We start from the raw sequence: 16,249 nt of genomic DNA, 5'->3' as shown, positions 1-16,249 counted from the left end.
TCCGGGTTGGCGCCGGGGGAGTAGGTTCGCCGCACGCGATGCCGGAGGAGGCGCACGACATGAGGTGGACAGCAGGAGTGCGAGCGGGCGCGGCCCTGACGGCGGCGGCGGTGACCGTCTCCGGGGCGGCCGCCGTCGCGGCGCCGGGGAAACCCGGCAGCCCGCGCTACCAGGCCGGTGCCCCGGGCGTCGGCGACGCCTACTTCCCGTATGCCGGCAACGGTGGCTACGACGTCGGGCACTACGACCTCGACCTCACCTACACCCCACCGGGGGCCGCGCCGGCCCCGCTCGAGGGCGAGATGGACGCCGTCGCGACGATCGAGCTCACCGCCACCCGCGACCTCGACCGGTTCAACCTCGACCTGCGCGGCCTCGAGGCCACCGCGGTCACCGTCGACGGCACGCGCCTCACCGCGGTCGACGCCCCTGCCGCTGGTCGGACGGTCGGCGGGCCCGTGTTCTGGCAGGTCCAGGACGACGACGCCCGCGTCTGGGAGCTCACCGTCCAACCCCGTCCCAAGCTCAAGGCGGGCACGACCGTCGAGGTCGTCGTCGAGTACGGCGGCACGACCACCCGTCCGACGGACGTCGAGGGCGCGCTCTACGGCTGGGTCACGACGCGCGACGGCTCCCTCGTCGCGAACGAGCCCGACGGGGCGATGACGTGGTTCCCCGCGAGCGACCACCCGACCGACAAGGCGACCTTCTCGTACGAGATCACCGTCCCCGAGGGCAAGGTCGCCGTCGCCAACGGCCTGCCGGCGGCCGAGCCGGTCACCGCCGACGGCTGGACGACGTGGGCCTGGGACGCCCCCGACCTCCAGGCGACGTACCTCGCGACCGCGTCCGTCGGTGACTTCGAGCAGCTGCCCGCCTCGCAGTCCTCGAGCGGTGTCCCGATCCTCGACTTCCTCGACACCGACCTCGGCGCGGCAGGGCGCGCGACGTCGGAGGCGTCGCTCGCGCGCCAGCCCGAGATGATCGACGTGTTCGAGGACCTCTTCGGCGACTACCCGTTCGTCGCCTACGGCTCGATCGTCGACGACGACTCGCTCGGCTACGCCCTCGAGACCCAGACCCGCCCGGTCTACTCCAGGCAGGCGAGCGAGGGGACCGTCGCCCACGAGCTGGCCCACCAGTGGTTCGGCAACGCCGTGAGCCCGCAGCGGTGGCAGGACATCTGGCTCAACGAGGGGTGGGCGACCTACGCGACGTGGATCTGGAACGAGCACCGCGGCATCCGCACCGCGCAGGAGTCCTACGACTCCTGGTACGCCCCCGCCCGCAACGACGCCTACTGGGCGCTGCCGATCGGTGACCCCGGCCCGACCGGTCTGTTCGCCGGGCAGGTCTACAACCGGGGCGCCGCCACGCTGCACGCCCTGCGCGTCGAGGTCGGCGACGAGGCGTTCTTCGCCGGCGCCCGGCTCTGGCTCGAGCGGTACGACGACTCTTCCGCGACGAGCGAGGACTTCCAGGCCGTCTACGAGGAGGTGTCGGGGGAGGACCTCGACGACTTCTTCGACACCTGGCTGTACGCCGACGAGAAGCCCCCGGCCACCTGGACGACCGGCGGCTGACCGGGGTAGCTGGGCGCGCCCGCGCTCGGAGGGGGCCGACGACTCGGCGACGCGCGTCGCTCGTCACACCGTGACGTGGCTCATGCGCCGCCCGGCCCGCCCGCTGCTAGCGTCCGAGCAGCCCTGACCCCTGCTCGGAAAGGCCGCCGATGCGCAGCGCCAAGGACTTCTTCGCCCCCCTCGCCGTCGGCGCCCCGAGCCCGCTGCGTGAGGTGCCGGCCCGCCCGGCGCGGATGATCCACTTCTTCGACCCGAGCAACCCGAAGATGGCGGCCAAGGTCCCCGACATGGTCGGCACGGTCGACGTCCTCCTCGGCAACCTCGAGGACGCCGTCAAGGCGGAGAACAAGGAGGCCGCCCGGCAGGGCCTCGTCGACGTCGCGCAGGCCACCGACCTCGGCGAGCACACCCAGCTCTGGACCCGGGTCAACGCCCTCGACTCCCCGTGGTGCCTCGACGACCTCACGACGCTCGTCACCGAGATCGGCGAGAAGCTCGACGTCGTCATGGTCCCCAAGGTGCAGGGCCCCGAGGACATCCACTACGTCGACCGGCTGCTCGCCCAGCTCGAGGCGAGGGCCGGCCTCACCCGCCCGGTCCTCGTCCACGCCATCCTCGAGACCGCGCGTGGCGTCGCGAACGTCGAGGCCATCGCCGGCGCGAGCCCCCGGATGCAGGGCATCAGCCTCGGCCCCGCCGACCTCGCCGCCGACCGCCGCATGAAGACGACCCGCGTCGGCGGCGGCCATCCCGGCTACCTCGTCCGCCAGGACCCCGAGGACGGCGACGTCCACGGCGACCGCCCGACGTACCAGCAGGACCTCTGGCACTACACGATCGCGCGGATGGTCGACGCCTGCGCCATGCACGGGATCTTCCCGTACTACGGACCCTTCGGGGACATCGCCGACGTCGTCGCCTGCGAGGACCAGTTCCGCAACGCCTTCCTGCTCGGCTGCGTCGGCACCTGGACCCTGCACCCCGCCCAGATCTCGATCGCCAAGAAGGTCTTCAGCCCCTCGGCCGAGGACGTCGCCCACGCCCGGCGGGTGCAGGAGGCGATGGGCGACGGCACCGGTGCCGTGATGCTCGACGGGAAGATGGAGGACGACGCGAGCCTCAAGCAGTGCCTCGTCGTCCTCGAGCTCGCCGACCGCCTCGCCGCGACCGACCCCGAGCTCGCCGCGCTCTACGCCGACCATCCCACCGCCCAGGAGGACGACGCGTGAGCGCCACCGACGCCTACACCCCCCGCCGCTCGGTCCTCTACATGCCGAGCAGCAACGAGCGGGCCCTCGAGAAGGCGAAGTCCCTGCCCGTCGACGGGCTCATCCTCGACCTCGAGGACGCCGTCGCCCCCGACGCCAAGGCGACCGCCCGGGGCAACGCCTGCGCCGCCGCGGCCTCCGGCGACTACGGTCACCGCGAGGTGACGATCCGGGTCAACGGCCTCGGCACCGAGTGGCACGACGACGACCTCGCCGCGGCCTGTGCCGCCGGGCCCGACGGCATCGTCGTCCCCAAGGTCGGGTCCGCCGACGAGGTCCGCTCCCTCGTCACCGCGATGGAGCGGCACGGCGCCCCCGACACCACCCGTCTCTGGGCCATGGTCGAGACCCCCGGGGCCGTCCTCGGCGCCGCCGAGCTCGCCGCGGCCCACGAGCGCCTCGCGGTCCTCGTCCTCGGCACGAACGACCTCGTCAAGGAGCTGCAGGCCCGGTTCGTGCCCGGCCGTGCCCCGATCCTCACCGCCCTCTCGCACGTCGTCCTCGCCGCCCGGGCCGCCGGCGTCGCGGTCCTCGACGGGGTCTACAACGACGTGAAGGACCTCGACGGCTTCGAGGATGAGTGCCGCCAGGGTCGCGATCTCGGCTTCGACGGCAAGACACTCATCCACCCCGGCCAGGTCGAGGCGTGCAACGCGACGTTCGCCCCCTCCGAGGACGAGGTCGAGGACGCCCGCGGCCTGCTCGCCGCGTGGGAGGAGGGCGCCGGGTCCGGCGTCGTCACCCACGAGGGGCGGATGGTCGAGAACCTCCACGTGGAGGTGGCGCGGCGTGTGCTCGCGACCCACGAGGCCGTCCGCGCACGCTCCTGACCTGCGGGGACCGGTGATGTCGATCCGGTCACGACGCGCGCGCCGGTTTGCGTCGGACGGGGTCGGTGACGTCTCGTGGAGGCAACGACCACGACACCGGGGGGAGGTACCACCCGATGACGACCACGACCCGACGCCGCGTCCGCGCAGCGGCCCTCGCCCTCGCCGCGACGACGGCGCTGTCCGGCTGCGCCCAGGTGCAGGAGTGGACCGACGGCACGGCCGCCGGCCCCGTACCGTCCTCGACGTCCACGTCCTCGCCCTCCACCACCACGTCGACGGCGGGGCCCGGGGCCTCGCAGAGCCCGACCGCGACGGCCTCGCCCGGCGACGAGCCGAGCGAGAGCCCGACGGCCTCGCCCGGCGACGAGCCGAGCGAGAGCCCGACGGCGACCCGTACGCCGAGCGACGACCCGACGCCGACCGGCACGCCGTCGCCGAGCGCGACCCCCACCCCGTCCCCGTCGGCGACGCCCTCCGCCGAGCCGACCCCGTCGTCCTCCCCGACGCCCACCCCGGAGCCGACCGAGACGACGCCCCCCGTGCTGCGCTACGGCGACTCCGGGCCCGAGGTGCGTGCGCTGCAGCACCGGCTCGTCGAGCTCGGCTACTGGCTCGGCCACCGCGACTCCTCGTTCGGACCGCTCACCCAGCAGGCGGTGTTCGCGCTCCAGAAGACCGCCGGTCTCGAGCGTGACGGGATCGTCGGTCCGCGCACCCGTGCGGCGCTCGAGGAAGGGGTGCGGCCGGACCCCCGCATCGACGGCAACGGCGTCGAGATCGACCTCGACCGCCAGATCCTGATCGTCGTGCGGCGCGGCAACCCGTACATCGTCCTCAACACCTCGACGGGCAACGGCGAGGAATACACCTCCAGCGCCGGCAACCCGGCGATCGCGACGACCCCGACGGGGTCCTTCGAGGTGTTCCGGCAGGTCGACGGCCAGGACGACAGCGCGCTCGGCGAGCTGTGGCGGCCGAAGTACTTCTACCGAGGGTGGGCGGTCCACGGGTCGCCGAGCGTCCCGCCGTACCCCGCCTCGCACGGCTGCGCCCGGCTCACCGACGACGCCATCGACATGATCTGGCGCCGCGACCTCATGCCCATCGGCTCGGACGTCCTCGTCCACTGACGCTCCCGGCGCCGAGGTCACCGACGCCACGCACGGTCACTCGCCGGGGTACACGACCCCGACCTGGCGGCGCACCTCGTCCATGAGCGTCATGACCCGGCGGGTGGCGTCCCACGGCACGGACCACGGCTCGGTCCGCCCGGCCTCGAGGGCCCGGCCGACCTCGGCGATCTGGTACCGGAACCCGTGCTCGTCGTGCCCGGGCGTGAAGACGTCGAGCTCGGTGTCGTCCGGACCGAGGAGGCGCACCGTCGTCGCCGCGCCGTAGAACTTCCCGGGGCCGGTGAGCTCGAGCCGGGCCTGCGTGCCGACGACGGAGGCGACGTTCGGGCTCGTCGCGGCCATCGTCGTCGTCATCCGGGCGAGGGTGCCGCCGGCCCGGCCGGTGATGCCGAGCGTGACGTCGACGCCCTCGTCGGAGAGCACCCCGCGCGAGGCGATGTCCTCGAGCCCGCCGAGGACGTGGTCGGCGAACGCGACCGGGTAGACGCCGAGGTCGAGGAGCGCGCCGCCGGCGAGGGCCGGGTCGGCGAGCCGGCGCGGCCCGTCGGGGTACAGCCGCTGGCCGTGGTCGGCCTGGACGAGGACGACGTCGCCGAGCGCGCCCGCCTCGACCGTGCGCCGCACGACGTCGTACTGCGGCAGGTAGCGGCTCCACATCGCCTCGCCGACGAAGAGCCCGGCGTCGCGGGCGACCTCGAGGACCTCGTCGGTCTCCGCGAGGTTGCGGGCGAACGCCTTCTCGACGAGCACCGGCTTGCCGGCCCGCAGCGCCATGAGGGCGTGCTTGTGGTGCCCGCTGTGCGGGGTCGCGACGTAGATCGCGTCGACGGCGGGGTCCTCGACGAGCGCCTCGTACGAGCCGTGGCTGCGGGCGACGCTGTGCCGCCGCGCGAAGGAGCTGGCGCGCTCGGCGGACCGCGACCCGACGGCGTCGACCTCGGAGCGGGTGCCCGCGCGGACGGCCCGCACGAACGTGTTCGCGATGCCCCCGGGGCCGAGGACGCCCCACCGCACCCGGGGGGCCTCCATGGGGTCCGGGGTGGTCGGCGCGGCGAGGGCAGGCGTCGGCGTCGGCATGCCGCAACCCTAACGAGCGGCGCCGACGGGCGCACCGGGCCTTCCGCTCCCGGGGACGACGCCCGTCCCCGGGAGCGGACGGGTCACAGGCCTGCGGTGGCCTCCGCGACGAGGTCGGCGACGAGCTCTCCCTCGTCGACCTCGAGCCCCTTGCGGCGGAACCACGTCGCCATCGTCAGCGCGTCCCGCTCGAGGAAGGTGAACCCCTGCGGGTTGCCGATGACGTCGACGACCTGCGGCCAGTCGATGAGGACGAGCCGGCCGTCGTCGACGAGCGCGTTGTACGGGCTGAGGTCGCCGTGCGCCCAGCCGTGACGGGCGAGGACGAGCATCGCCGTGCGCAGCTGGTCGAAGAGGTCGGCGAGGAGGTCGGTGTCCGGACGGACCGACACCAGGCGCGGCGCCGCGACCGGGGTCGGACCGTCCACCGCGCCGACGAACTCCATGAGCATCTCGGACTCGTCGAGCTGGACGGGGTAGGGGACGGGCAGGCCGAGGGCGTGCAGCGTGCCGAGCGCGTCGAACTCCGCGGCGGCCCACTGCCCGGCGATCATCTGCTTGCCGAACTCGGTGCGCCGTGCCATCGCCCGCATCTCGCGGCTCTTGCGGACCCGGCGGCCCTCGAGGTAGCCGGCGTCGCGGTGGAAGAGGCGGTGGTCGCCGCTGCGGTACCGCTTGGCGGCCATCGTCACGACCCGGTCGGTGCCGGGGACCCAGCGCCGCAGGACGTGGACGTCGGCCTCCTTGCCGGTCTTGAGGACGCCGAGGTCGGCGTCGACGGCCCCGAGGTCGGTGATGACCCAGCCCGGACGGGGGTTCGGGCCGTGGGTGGCGCCGTCCCAGGAGGACCAGCGGTCCCCCTCGGGCGGGGCGTCAGGTGAGGTGTCGACGGAGAAGGCGGCGTGCCTCTCCGGCAGGTGGAACGGCTGGTGTGCCAACGGGGCGCTCCTGGTCGATGAAGGGGGCGGGGGCCGGGGAACGGCCCGGGACGGTCGTCGACATCGGGTCCTCCTCCATCGGGTCGGGGCACGCGGGTGCGTGGCGGGTCGGCTCCAGGGTGGCGCAGCCCGGCGGCGTGCGCCATCGGTTTTCCGGCCGAGGGGTGGGAGGTGGCGGCCGTCGTGGCGGGGCTCACACGGTGGGGGGACTCACACCGCGAGCCCGTTCCGGCGGTCCGGGGCCGCGGGCATACTCCCGAGCATGGCGCGACTGCAGAGCACCGACGGCCTCACCGAGGAGCAGCACGAGCTGGTCGAGCTCGTCCGCGAGTTCGTCGACGAGCAGATCCTCCCCGTCGCCGGGGCCCTCGAGGCGAAGGACGAGTACCCGACGGAGATCGTCGAGGGCATGAAGGAGATGGGGATCTTCGGGCTGATGATCCCCGAGGAGTACGGCGGGCTCGGGGAGTCCCTGCTCACCTACGCGCTCGTCGTCGAGGAGATCGCCCGCGGCTGGATGAGCGTCAGCGGCATCATCAACACCCACTTCATCGTCGCGTACATGGTGCTGCGGCACGGCACCGAGGAGCAGAAGCAGCGCTACCTGCCCCGGATGGCCACGGGTGAGGTCCGCGGTGCGTTCTCGATGTCCGAGCCGGGCCTGGGGTCCGACGTCTCCGCGATCCGGACCAAGGCCGTCCGCGGCGACGACGGCGGGTGGACCGTCGACGGCCAGAAGATGTGGCTGACGAACGGCGGGTCGGCCAACCTCGTCGCCGTCCTCGTCAGGACCGACCTCGGCGAGTCCGACAGCCCGTACCGGAACATGACGACCTTCCTGGTCGAGAAGGAGTCCGGGTTCGGCGAGACCGCCCAGGGCGTCACCGTCCCCGGGAAGATCGACAAGATGGGCTACAAGGGCGTCGACACGACCGAGCTCGTCTTCACCGGCCACCGCACGAGCGACGAGCAGGTCCTCGGCGGCGAGCCCGGCAAGGGCTTCTACCAGATGATGGACGGGGTCGAGGTCGGCCGCGTCAACGTCGCCGCCCGGGCCTGCGGGCTCGCCCGGCGGGCCTTCGAGCTCGGCATCGACTACTCGCAGCAGCGCGAGACGTTCGGCAAGAAGATCGCCGAGCACCAGGGCATCCTCTTCCGGCTCGCCGACATGGCGACGAAGGTCGAGGCGAGCCACCAGATGATGGTCAAGGCCGCGCGCCTCAAGGACGCAGGGCAGCGCAACGACCTCGAGGCCGGGATGGCGAAGTACCTCGCGGCCGAGAACTGCGCCGACGTCGTCGAGCAGTCCTTCCGCATCCACGGCGGGTACGGCTACTCCAAGGAGTACGAGATCGAGCGGCTCTACCGGGAGGCGCCGATGCTGCTCATCGGCGAGGGCACGGCCGAGATCCAGAAGATGATCATCGGCCGGCGCCTCCTCGAGGAGTACAAGGCCCGCTGACCGTCGGCCGGGACGCGTGGTCGCCCAGCGGGCGTCCAGGCGCCCCACAGGCGGCAGTGCCACACTGGTGTCATGAGCACCCAGCCGAGGCGGCCCGGACTGCGCGCCCACCTGTCGCTGGAGTTCCCGATGTCCCTCGGGGTCCACGACTCCTACGAGGAGGCGCAGAAGGCCGTCGACTACCTGTCCGACCACGAGTTCCCGGTCCAGGACGTCCTCATCGTCGGGACCGACCTCAAGCAGCTCGAGCGCGTCACCGGACGGCTGACGACCGGCCGCGTCATCGGCGCCGGCGCCCTCTCCGGCATGTGGCTCGGCCTCTTCGTCGGGATGATCTTCGCCCTCTTCGACCCGAGCGGCTTCAACCTCCTCAACGTCCTCGCGACCGTCGTCTTCGGTGCGCTCTTCGGCGCCGTGTGGGCCTCCGTCGGCTACCGGCTGACCCGCGGGCAGCGTGACTTCACCTCGGTGAGCCAGGTCGTCGCCAACAAGTACGAGGTCCTCTGCGAGCACCGGCACGCCCAGCGTGGCCGCGAGCTGCTCCAGGAGATGGACCCGATGGCCTTCGCCCAGGAGCAGGTGCGCCGGGCGCAGGAGGAGGAGCGGGCTCGGCTCGCGCAGCAGGGCGGGCAGCATCCGCAGCAGCCCTCGGGCCAGCAGCCGCCGTCGCAGCAGCCGGGCCGCGGCTACCCGGGCACCCCTCCCCAGTAGGGGGTCCGCAGGTCTATCGTCGCGCCATGAGCGACGAGCGCCCCTCCCTGACGCCCCTCGAGGGCACGTTCCGGTCCGTCCTGTGCGTCGTCGCGCACCCGGACGACATCGAGTACGGCACGGCCGCGGCCGTCCACCGGTGGGTCGAGCAGGGCGCCACGGCCGCGTACTTCCTGCTCACTCGGGGCGAGGCGGGGATCGACACGACGGAGCCGGCGGAGGCGGCCGAGGTCCGGGAGGCCGAGGAGCGCGAGAGCGCCCGCCGGGTCGGGGTCGAGACCGTCGAGTTCGGCGGCCTGCAGGACGGCGCCGTCGAGTACGGCGTGCCGTTGCGTCGGGAGATCGCCGCCGCGATCCGCCGGCACCGGCCGGACCTCGTCGTCGGACAGAACTGGGACGAGATGTTCGGCCCGGGGATGGTCAACCAGGCCGACCACCGTGCCGTCGGTCTCGCGACGCTCGACGCCGTCGCCGACGCGGGGAACCGCTGGCTGCACCGCGACCTCGTCGACGAGGGGCTCGAGCCGTGGAACGGGGTCGAGGTGTTCGCCGTCGCCGGGTCGCCCCGGCCGAGCCACTACGTCGACGTCACCGGTGAGCCGTTCGAGGCGTCGGTGCACTCCCTCGAGGCGCACGACGCGTACAACGCCGCCCTGCCCGACGACTTCCCCGACCCCCGGAAGCTGCTGACGATGATCCTCGGCGGCGGGGGAGAGGCCGCGGGGGTCGAGAAGGCGTGGACCGCCGAGGTCGTCTTCGACCGCCGGCAGTCGCCCTGGGGCGAGTAGGCCCCGGCTCAGGCGCTCCAGCGGGCGAGCTGGCGGGACTGGACGAGCAGGGTGCCCTCGGCGTCGTGGACGAGCGCGTCCTCGTCGAGGAAGCCGTCCGCGACGTGCCGGCTGGCGACGACGACGCCCATCGGGCCGACGCCGGAGCGGGCGCGGACGTGAGCCGTGAGCTCGACGGTGGGGACCCAGCCGCTCACGCCGAGGGCGTTCCACGCGGCCGGCGGGGTGACGTCGCACGCGACGAGGGCGCCGATCTGGTCGGTCGGCAGGTCGTGGGTGACGGCGCGGATCTCGCCGGTGCCGTCCGGGGTGCCGCGGGTGAACCCGAGCGTCGTGACGTCGAGGTGCTCCCCGGCGCGGGCGGCGATGTCCGGGGTGCGGAAGTCGCCGCCGGCGGCGGCCATCTCGGGCGAGCCGGCGCGCGGGGTGAGCCGTGACGGGTCCGGGGTCCAGGGCTCCTCGCGGCGCCACGTCGGCCCGTCGATACCGGTCCGGTCGCCGACGAGGGCCATGACGGACAGGACGACGTCCTCGCCCTGGGTCGCGGTCGCGGTGACGGAGGTGAACCGGCGGCTGCCGCCGACGGCGCGGACCTCGAACCGGATCGGGGCGAAGCGGGCCTTGCGCAGGTAGTGCGTGGTGATCGTGAAGAGGTCCGGGGCGCCGGTCGCGGCGAGGACGGCCTTCCCGGCGAGGCCGAGGAGGTCGCCGCCGTGCGGGATGCCGAAGACGTCCCACCCCGCGGCGACCGTCCCGACGTGGCCGTCGCCGTCGGGTCGGAGGGCCATCGCCTCGTCGTAGGGGACCGCGGTCGTGCTCGCCATGTCTCGCTCCTGCCCGTCGCGCCGGTTATGACGTTGTCATATGACAGCATCATAACCATGGCCGAGCACCAGGGGGCATCCCGCGAGAGCGTCGTCGACGCCGCCCGCGCGATCCTCGTCGCCGAGGGGCCGGACGCGGTGACGATGCGCCGGCTCGCCGCCGACCTCGGGACGAGCTACCAGGTCGTCTACAGCCGGGTCGGCGGCAAGCCCGAGGTCCTCCGGGCCGTGCACGACGCCGCGTTCGACGACCTCACCGCCCAGGTGCTCGCCCGTGGGGAGGCGCCCGGCACCGACGAGCACCTCCACGCCCTGACCCGCGGCTACCTGGATTTCGCCGTCGCGAGCCCCCGCCTCTTCGACGTCATGTTCGGGCCGGCGACCGGCGGGCTCACCCGCGACGCGGCGATGCGCGACGTCGAGCGGGAGTCGTTCCGTGGGTGCTGGGTCGCCGCGGCGCGGGCCTGGCTCGACGTGCACCACCCGCAGCGGCCACGGGGTTCGGCGGCCCCGCTCGCCTGGCGGCTGTGGAGCGCGACGCACGGCATCACCGTCCTGCACCTCGCCGGGCACGAGTCCCCGGCGGGCGACCCGCGGACCGACCTCGCGACCGTCGTCGGCCTGCTGCTCGCCGACCCCCTGGCGCGGCGCTGACCGCCGGCCGCTGACCGCGGGCGCGGGCGTCGGTGTGGTCAGCGCCGCTGGAGCCGCTGCACCCAGGCCTCGACGTCCGCCGACGTGCGGGGCATCGCGTCGGAGAGGTTCTCGCAGCCGTCCTCGGTGACGAGCACGTCGTCCTCGATGCGCACCCCGATGCCGCGGAAGCGCTCGGGGGCCTTGAGGTCGTCGGCCTTGAAGTAGAGGCCGGGCTCGACGGTGAGGATCATCCCGGGCCGCAGCTCGGCGTCCATGTACTCGGCGCGGGTGGCGCGGGCGCAGTCGTGGACGTCGAGGCCCAGGTGGTGGCTCGTGCCGTGGACCATCCACCGGCGGTGGTACTGGCCGTGCTCGGGGTCGAGGGTGTCCTCGACGGAGACGCCCTCGGGCAGCAGGCCCCAGGCGTGGAGGTGCTCGGCGACGACCCGGATGGCGGCGGCGTGGACGTCGGAGAACGTGTTGCCGGGCTTGACGGCCGCCATGCCTGCCTCCTGGGCGGCGTACACGGCGTCGTAGATCTCGCGCTGGGCGTCGGTGAACGTGCCGTCGACGGGCAGGGTGCGGGTGATGTCGGCGGTGTAGAGGCTGTCGACCTCGACGCCGGCGTCGATGAGGACGAGCTCGCCCTCGCTGACGTCGCCGGTGTTCTTGATCCAGTGCAGCGTGTTCGCGTGGTCGCCGGCGGCGCAGATGGCGTCGTAGCCGACCCCGTTGCCGCGGTGCCGGGCGGTGAGGCCGAAGGTGCCCTCGAGCCACCGCTCGCCGCGGCCGTTCCCGACGGCGTTGGGCAGGGCGGCGATCATCGCCTCGAAGCCCTCGTGGGTCGCGGCGACGGCCTGGCGCATCTGCTCGACCTCGAAGTCGTCCTTGACCATCCGGGCGTGCGAGGCGGCGTGGCCGAGCACCTCGTCGGCCTCCTCGAGGCCCTCCTGCTCGGCGCCGTTCTCGACCCGGGCGGCATCCAGCCGGGCGGTGAGCTCGTGGTCGGCGTCGCGGACGACCCGGACGGTGACCTCGCCGGCGTCCTTCGCCACGGCGTCGACGAGGCCGTCGACGTGCCGGCCGGTGAGCCCGAGCTCGAGCTCGACGTCCTCGACCGACGGGCGGGCACCGACCCAGAACTCGCCGTAGCGGGCGTCGGCGAAGAACTCGTCGCTGTCCCGGTCGGCGAGCGGGCGGAAGTACAGGACGGACTCGTGACCGCCGTCCTCGAGCGGCTCGAGGACGAGGACGGCGTCCGGCTCGCGGTCGGCGCCGAGGCCGGTGAGGTAGGCGAACGCGGTGTGCGGGCGGAAGACGTAGTCGCTGTCGTTGCTGCGGACCTTGAGGCCGCCCGCGGGCACGACGAGCCGCTCGCCGGGGAACCGGGCGCTCAGGGCACCGCGGCGTGCTGCCGCGTGCACCGCGACGGGCGCCGCCTCGGTCACCGTCGGACGCCGCGGCGCCCAGTCGGACCGGATGAACGCCCGCAGCTCGTCGGTCGTCGGACGCGCTCGGTTCTCGGCCTGCTTCTGCTCCTCGCTCACCCGGCCATCGTCGCACGGGGGCGTGACACCGCACCCCGTGGCACACTGCGCGGGTGACCGCCACCGACTCCCTGCCGGAGCGGCTGCGCGCGCACTTCGGGCACCGGGAGCACCTGTACGGCGTGCTCTTCGAGGAGATGGCCGACGACTGGGACGACGGCGGCGTCACCCACCAGCTGTTCCGCGGCTGGGAGGACGCCGAGGCCCGGCAGTTCCCCCAGCTGCGCCTCATGGCGGGTCTGTTCCGGATCGTCCTGCGCGGCGAGGCCCCCCAGCTCGTGCCGTTCTACCCGGCGCTCGGTGGGGAGGCCGACCCCGAGGAGGCGTGGGCCGCCGTCCGGCCCGTCCTCGCGGCGCACGTCGACGAGCTGCACGCCGCGCTCTCGAAGACTCCGCAGACGAACGAGCCGGCCCGCTCGGTCGCCCTCCTCGTCGGCCTCAGCGAGGCGGTCCGCCGCACGGGGCTGCGCCGGGTCCGGCTGCTGGAGCCCGGGGCGTCGGCGGGGCTCGGGCTGCTCGTCGACCACTACCGCTTCGTCGGTGACGGCTGGTCGGCCGGGCCCGAGGGGTCCCCGCTCGTCCTCGAGGACTGCGGGGCCGCCGGCTTCGACCCCGAGCCGTTCCAGGTCCTCGAGCGGCGGGGCTGCGACATCGACCCCGTCGACGCCTCGACCGAGGTGGGCTCCGACTACCTGCGCTCGTTCGTCTGGCCGTGGATGATCGACCGGCACCTGCGGCTCGACGACGCGCTCTCGGTCGCGGCCCGGGAGCCCGTGGTCATCGACCGCGCCCGCGCCTCGGAGTGGGTCCGCGAGCAGCTCGCGCAGCCGGTGGCGTCGGACGTGCTCACGGTCGTCTGGCACTCGGTGACCCGGATGTACTGGCCGCTCGAGGAGAGCCTCGCGGTCACCGCGGCGGTCGAGGAGGCCCGGGACCGGACGGCCGTCGCGCACGTGTCGATGGAGAACCCGTGGGAGGAGGGGGCCGCCGCCCCCTCGGTGGACCGGGAGCACCTGCCGGTCGTCGAGCTCGACGGCGAGGTCCTCGGCACGTGCGGGCACCACGGTCCGCCGGTCGAGCTCGCCTGACGCTCCCGCGTGGAGGTTCGTCGGGGTGATGACCCCGAGGATCCTCCACGCGAGCGGTCCGGCCACCGCGCCGCCGACTGTGGGCAACGGCACGCCGCGACGGCCTGCCGCGCCGCGCCGCCGCGCGACAGGATGGGCGGTGGCCGCCAGCGGGACGAAGGAGACGTGACGTGCAGTTCGGGCGAAGCTACGAGGAGTTCGAGGTCGGGGCGACGTACAGGCACTGGCCGGGCAAGACGGTCACCGAGTACGACGACCACCTGTTCTGCCTGCTCACGATGAACCACCACCCGCTGCACCTCGACGAGCACTACGCGCAGGAGACGACGCAGTTCGGACGGAACGTCGTCGTCGGCAACTACGTCTACTCGATCCTGCTCGGCATGTCGGTCGCCGACGTCAGCGGCAAGGCCATCGCGAACCTCGAGGTCGAGTCGCTGCGGCACGTCGCCCCGACCTTCCACGGCGACACCCTCTACGGCGAGACGACCGTGCTCGACAAGCGCGAGTCGACGAGCAAGGACGACCGCGGCGTCGTCCACGTCGAGACGATCGGCTACAACCAGCACGGCACCGTCGTCTGCGTCTTCCGCCGCAAGGTGATGGTGCCGAAGCGGTCCTACCTCGACGCCCGCGGCGGGGAGCAGCCCGGCCGTCCGGTCCCGCAGCCGGACCGCAACTGGCCGGGTCCGCCGACCCCCGGCTGATCCTTCACCCGGCGTACGGGACGAGCGACCGCGCTCCTGTGCTGTCCGTCCACTTCAGCTCGGCCACCCCGGAGCCACCGGGCCCCGGCAGGCGGAGCCGGGCGACGACGGCGGTGCCCGCGCCGTCGGGCAGCACGACCGTATCGTTGGACAGCAGGGTCGCCTCCGGGGTCGCGCGGACCACGACGTCGTCGACGCGCCCCGGCAGGACGGCGGCGAAGGTCTCGAGCCCGCCGCCGTCGGGTCCGTCCGTGGTGAGCCCTCCGTAGGGCGGCTCTCCCGCCCGGGTGTCCGGTCCGGTGGGGGTCAGGGCGGTCGTTCCGCCCGAACCGACCCCCAGGACACCGGCCGCCGCGTCGACGAAGACGACCGTGTCGTCGACGACCGCGGTCGGCAGGGTGCCGCTGCCGGCCGTGTACGTCGTCGCGCCCTGCCTCCAGTAGAGGTCGACGAGGGACGCGTCGCGGGATGGTGACTCGGCGCGGATCGCGAACGCCTGATAGGTCGTGCCGGGGAGGTCGGCCGTCGCCGTCGAGGACCCGCCGCCGACACCCTGCCACCGCGGGACGACGTCGACCGCGTCCGCGGGGAGGACCCCCGCGACGACGAGGGGGTCGCGCACGACCGTCGCCCAGGTCGCCGACGGACGGCCCAGGGTGGCGACGCGGGGGGTGGCCCGGTCGACGACGCCGTTCTCCGCCGTGCGCACGAGCTCGACGGCCCCGGTCGCGGGGTCGAACGAGACGTCGACAGTGGAGCCGTCGTCGACCTGGACGGGTGCCGTGACCGTTCCCGTCGCCGTGGGTTCGGGGGTCGCGGGCACGACCTGGGCGCGGTCAACGGTGCCGGACAGGGCGGTCCATCCGCCGATGCCGACGACGAGCGCCAGCACCGATGTCACGGCGGCGGCGACGAGGCGGCGACGGCGCACGACCCGCACCCCGTCGCCGAGGACCGACCCGGAGTCGACGTCGACGTAGCGGTCGCGCTCGCCGTCCGCGGCCTCGTGCAGCAGCGTGCGCAGCTCGTCCTCGAAGGTGTCCCGGCTCATCGCTCTCCTCCTTCGACGACCGCGAGCCGTTCGCGCAGCGCCGCGAGCCCGCGATGGGCGGCGGACTTCACGGCGCCGACCGAGATGCCGAGCGCGTCGGCGGTCGCCCGCTCCGACAGGTCGGTGTAGTAACGCAGGACGACGACGCGTCGCTGCTGCTCCGGCAGCCCGGCGAGGAGCCGGACGACCTGGTCGCGGTCGTCGGTCGTGCGCATCGGGTCGCGCCCGCCGCGGTCCTCGGGGACGTCGGCCACGGTGACCTCACCGTGCCGCTTGCGCCAGACGTCGGTCCGCTCGTTGACGAGCACCCGCCGCGCGTAGGCGAGCGCCGTCTCGGGCGTGACCCGCCGCCAGGCGACGTACGTCTTGACGAGCGAGGCCTGGACGAGGTCGTGCGCTGCGTGGTGGTCGCCCGTGAGCAGCCACGCCGTGCGCAGCAGCGACGGCGACGCCTGCTCGACGAACGCGGCGAAGGCCGCGTCGCGCTCGGCCCGTCCTCCCGGCATCAGTGCCCCTCGATCCCCTTCATACCTGCACTACGTGGTCCGCGCCCGGAAGGTTGCCCCACCGCCGCGAGCATCTCCACCGCACTACGCTGCGAGC

Annotated in this window: 16 protein-coding genes; 10 read left to right on the top strand and 6 right to left on the bottom strand. The window is 73.7% G+C overall.

Going from position 1 to position 16,249, the window contains the following annotated elements:
• Window positions 1–59: 59 nt before the first annotated feature.
• From KC207_RS11250 to KC207_RS11235, 4 genes are all read left to right on the top strand, one after another.
• Complete coding sequence (locus KC207_RS11250; RefSeq protein ID WP_211603117.1) at window positions 60–1,583, top strand: M1 family metallopeptidase; 1,524 nt, start codon at window positions 60–62, stop codon at window positions 1,581–1,583.
• A gap of 149 nt (window positions 1,584–1,732) precedes the next feature.
• Entirely contained in the window at window positions 1,733–2,812 is a 1,080-nt protein-coding gene (locus KC207_RS11245) for an HpcH/HpaI aldolase/citrate lyase family protein (protein WP_211603116.1), read from the top strand.
• The gene (locus KC207_RS11240; RefSeq protein ID WP_282958971.1) at window positions 2,809–3,681 is read left to right on the top strand and encodes an HpcH/HpaI aldolase/citrate lyase family protein; all 873 of its coding nucleotides are present in this window, start codon (window positions 2,809–2,811) and stop codon (window positions 3,679–3,681) included. Before KC207_RS11245 ends, KC207_RS11240 begins: the two co-directional genes overlap by 4 nt.
• Window positions 3,682–3,797: 116 nt before the next feature.
• On the top strand, window positions 3,798–4,814 hold the full coding sequence (locus tag KC207_RS11235) for a L,D-transpeptidase family protein (RefSeq protein WP_211603115.1): 1,017 nt from the start codon (window positions 3,798–3,800) through the stop codon (window positions 4,812–4,814).
• A gap of 36 nt (window positions 4,815–4,850) precedes the next feature.
• Here the strand turns inward: KC207_RS11235 and KC207_RS11230 are convergent, their stop codons facing one another.
• Entirely contained in the window at window positions 4,851–5,894 is a 1,044-nt protein-coding gene (locus KC207_RS11230; RefSeq protein ID WP_211603114.1) for a Gfo/Idh/MocA family protein, read from the bottom strand.
• An 83-nt stretch (window positions 5,895–5,977) separates the two neighbouring features.
• Entirely contained in the window at window positions 5,978–6,832 is an 855-nt protein-coding gene (locus tag KC207_RS11225; protein ID WP_211603113.1) for a serine protein kinase RIO, read from the bottom strand.
• A gap of 262 nt (window positions 6,833–7,094) precedes the next feature.
• Here KC207_RS11225 and KC207_RS11220 point away from each other — a divergent pair, with 262 nt between their 5' ends.
• From KC207_RS11220 to KC207_RS11210, 3 genes are all read left to right on the top strand, one after another.
• Complete coding sequence (locus KC207_RS11220) at window positions 7,095–8,294, top strand: acyl-CoA dehydrogenase family protein (protein WP_211603112.1); 1,200 nt, start codon at window positions 7,095–7,097, stop codon at window positions 8,292–8,294.
• A gap of 72 nt (window positions 8,295–8,366) precedes the next feature.
• Complete coding sequence (locus KC207_RS11215; protein WP_249138700.1) at window positions 8,367–9,005, top strand: general stress protein; 639 nt, start codon at window positions 8,367–8,369, stop codon at window positions 9,003–9,005.
• A gap of 26 nt (window positions 9,006–9,031) precedes the next feature.
• Window positions 9,032–9,793, top strand: coding sequence for a PIG-L deacetylase family protein (locus tag KC207_RS11210; protein ID WP_211603111.1), 762 nt, complete (start codon window positions 9,032–9,034; stop codon window positions 9,791–9,793).
• 8 nt (window positions 9,794–9,801) lie between these two features.
• On the opposite strand, the gene KC207_RS11205 is transcribed toward KC207_RS11210, so the two are convergent.
• Window positions 9,802–10,617, bottom strand: a complete 816-nt coding sequence (locus tag KC207_RS11205; protein WP_211603110.1) for a thioesterase family protein — start codon at window positions 10,615–10,617, stop codon at window positions 9,802–9,804.
• A gap of 57 nt (window positions 10,618–10,674) precedes the next feature.
• On the opposite strand from KC207_RS11205, the gene KC207_RS11200 reads away from it, so the two are divergent.
• Window positions 10,675–11,271, top strand: coding sequence for a TetR/AcrR family transcriptional regulator (locus KC207_RS11200; protein WP_211603109.1), 597 nt, complete (start codon window positions 10,675–10,677; stop codon window positions 11,269–11,271).
• Window positions 11,272–11,309: 38 nt separating this feature from the next.
• Here KC207_RS11200 and KC207_RS11195 read toward each other — a convergent pair whose 3' ends face one another.
• Window positions 11,310–12,800: an aminopeptidase P family protein gene (locus KC207_RS11195; RefSeq protein WP_211603108.1), complete on the bottom strand. Its 1,491-nt coding sequence runs from the start codon at window positions 12,798–12,800 to the stop codon at window positions 11,310–11,312.
• Between the two features lie 53 nt (window positions 12,801–12,853).
• Between KC207_RS11195 and KC207_RS11190 the strand changes: the two genes are divergently transcribed.
• A complete protein-coding gene (locus KC207_RS11190; protein ID WP_211603107.1) occupies window positions 12,854–13,888 on the top strand; it encodes a DUF2332 domain-containing protein in 1,035 nt (344 codons plus the stop codon).
• A gap of 170 nt (window positions 13,889–14,058) precedes the next feature.
• The gene (locus KC207_RS11185) at window positions 14,059–14,595 is read left to right on the top strand and encodes a MaoC family dehydratase (RefSeq protein WP_211603106.1); all 537 of its coding nucleotides are present in this window, start codon (window positions 14,059–14,061) and stop codon (window positions 14,593–14,595) included.
• 4 nt (window positions 14,596–14,599) lie between these two features.
• On the opposite strand, the gene KC207_RS11180 is transcribed toward KC207_RS11185, so the two are convergent.
• Window positions 14,600–15,646: a hypothetical protein gene (locus KC207_RS11180; protein WP_211603105.1), complete on the bottom strand. Its 1,047-nt coding sequence runs from the start codon at window positions 15,644–15,646 to the stop codon at window positions 14,600–14,602.
• Entirely contained in the window at window positions 15,643–16,152 is a 510-nt protein-coding gene (locus KC207_RS11175; protein ID WP_211603104.1) for a SigE family RNA polymerase sigma factor, read from the bottom strand. The genes KC207_RS11180 and KC207_RS11175 overlap by 4 nt, the downstream gene beginning before the upstream one ends.
• Between the last annotated feature and the right edge of the window lie 97 nt (window positions 16,153–16,249).

It is taken from the genome of Phycicoccus avicenniae (assembly GCF_018139485.1).
GTDB lineage: Bacteria > Actinomycetota > Actinomycetes > Actinomycetales > Dermatophilaceae > Phycicoccus > Phycicoccus avicenniae.
This window is presented reverse-complemented; position numbering and strand designations above follow the sequence as displayed.

Bases quoted from the DNA above. Each gene is read 5' to 3' on its own strand.
- KC207_RS11250 (WP_211603117.1), top strand. From the start codon at position 60: ATGAGGTGGACAGCAGGAGTGCGAGCGGGCGCGGCCCTGACGGCGGCG.
- KC207_RS11245 (WP_211603116.1), top strand. From the start codon at position 1,733: ATGCGCAGCGCCAAGGACTTCTTCGCCCCCCTCGCCGTCGGCGCCCCG.
- KC207_RS11235 (WP_211603115.1), top strand. From the start codon at position 3,798: ATGACGACCACGACCCGACGCCGCGTCCGCGCAGCGGCCCTCGCCCTC.
- KC207_RS11230 (WP_211603114.1), bottom strand. From the start codon at position 5,894: ATGCCGACGCCGACGCCTGCCCTCGCCGCGCCGACCACCCCGGACCCC.
- KC207_RS11220 (WP_211603112.1), top strand. From the start codon at position 7,095: ATGGCGCGACTGCAGAGCACCGACGGCCTCACCGAGGAGCAGCACGAG.
- KC207_RS11215 (WP_249138700.1), top strand. From the start codon at position 8,367: ATGAGCACCCAGCCGAGGCGGCCCGGACTGCGCGCCCACCTGTCGCTG.
- KC207_RS11210 (WP_211603111.1), top strand. From the start codon at position 9,032: ATGAGCGACGAGCGCCCCTCCCTGACGCCCCTCGAGGGCACGTTCCGG.
- KC207_RS11205 (WP_211603110.1), bottom strand. From the start codon at position 10,617: ATGGCGAGCACGACCGCGGTCCCCTACGACGAGGCGATGGCCCTCCGA.
- KC207_RS11200 (WP_211603109.1), top strand. From the start codon at position 10,675: ATGGCCGAGCACCAGGGGGCATCCCGCGAGAGCGTCGTCGACGCCGCC.
- KC207_RS11180 (WP_211603105.1), bottom strand. From the start codon at position 15,646: ATGAGCCGGGACACCTTCGAGGACGAGCTGCGCACGCTGCTGCACGAG.
- KC207_RS11175 (WP_211603104.1), bottom strand. From the start codon at position 16,152: ATGCCGGGAGGACGGGCCGAGCGCGACGCGGCCTTCGCCGCGTTCGTC.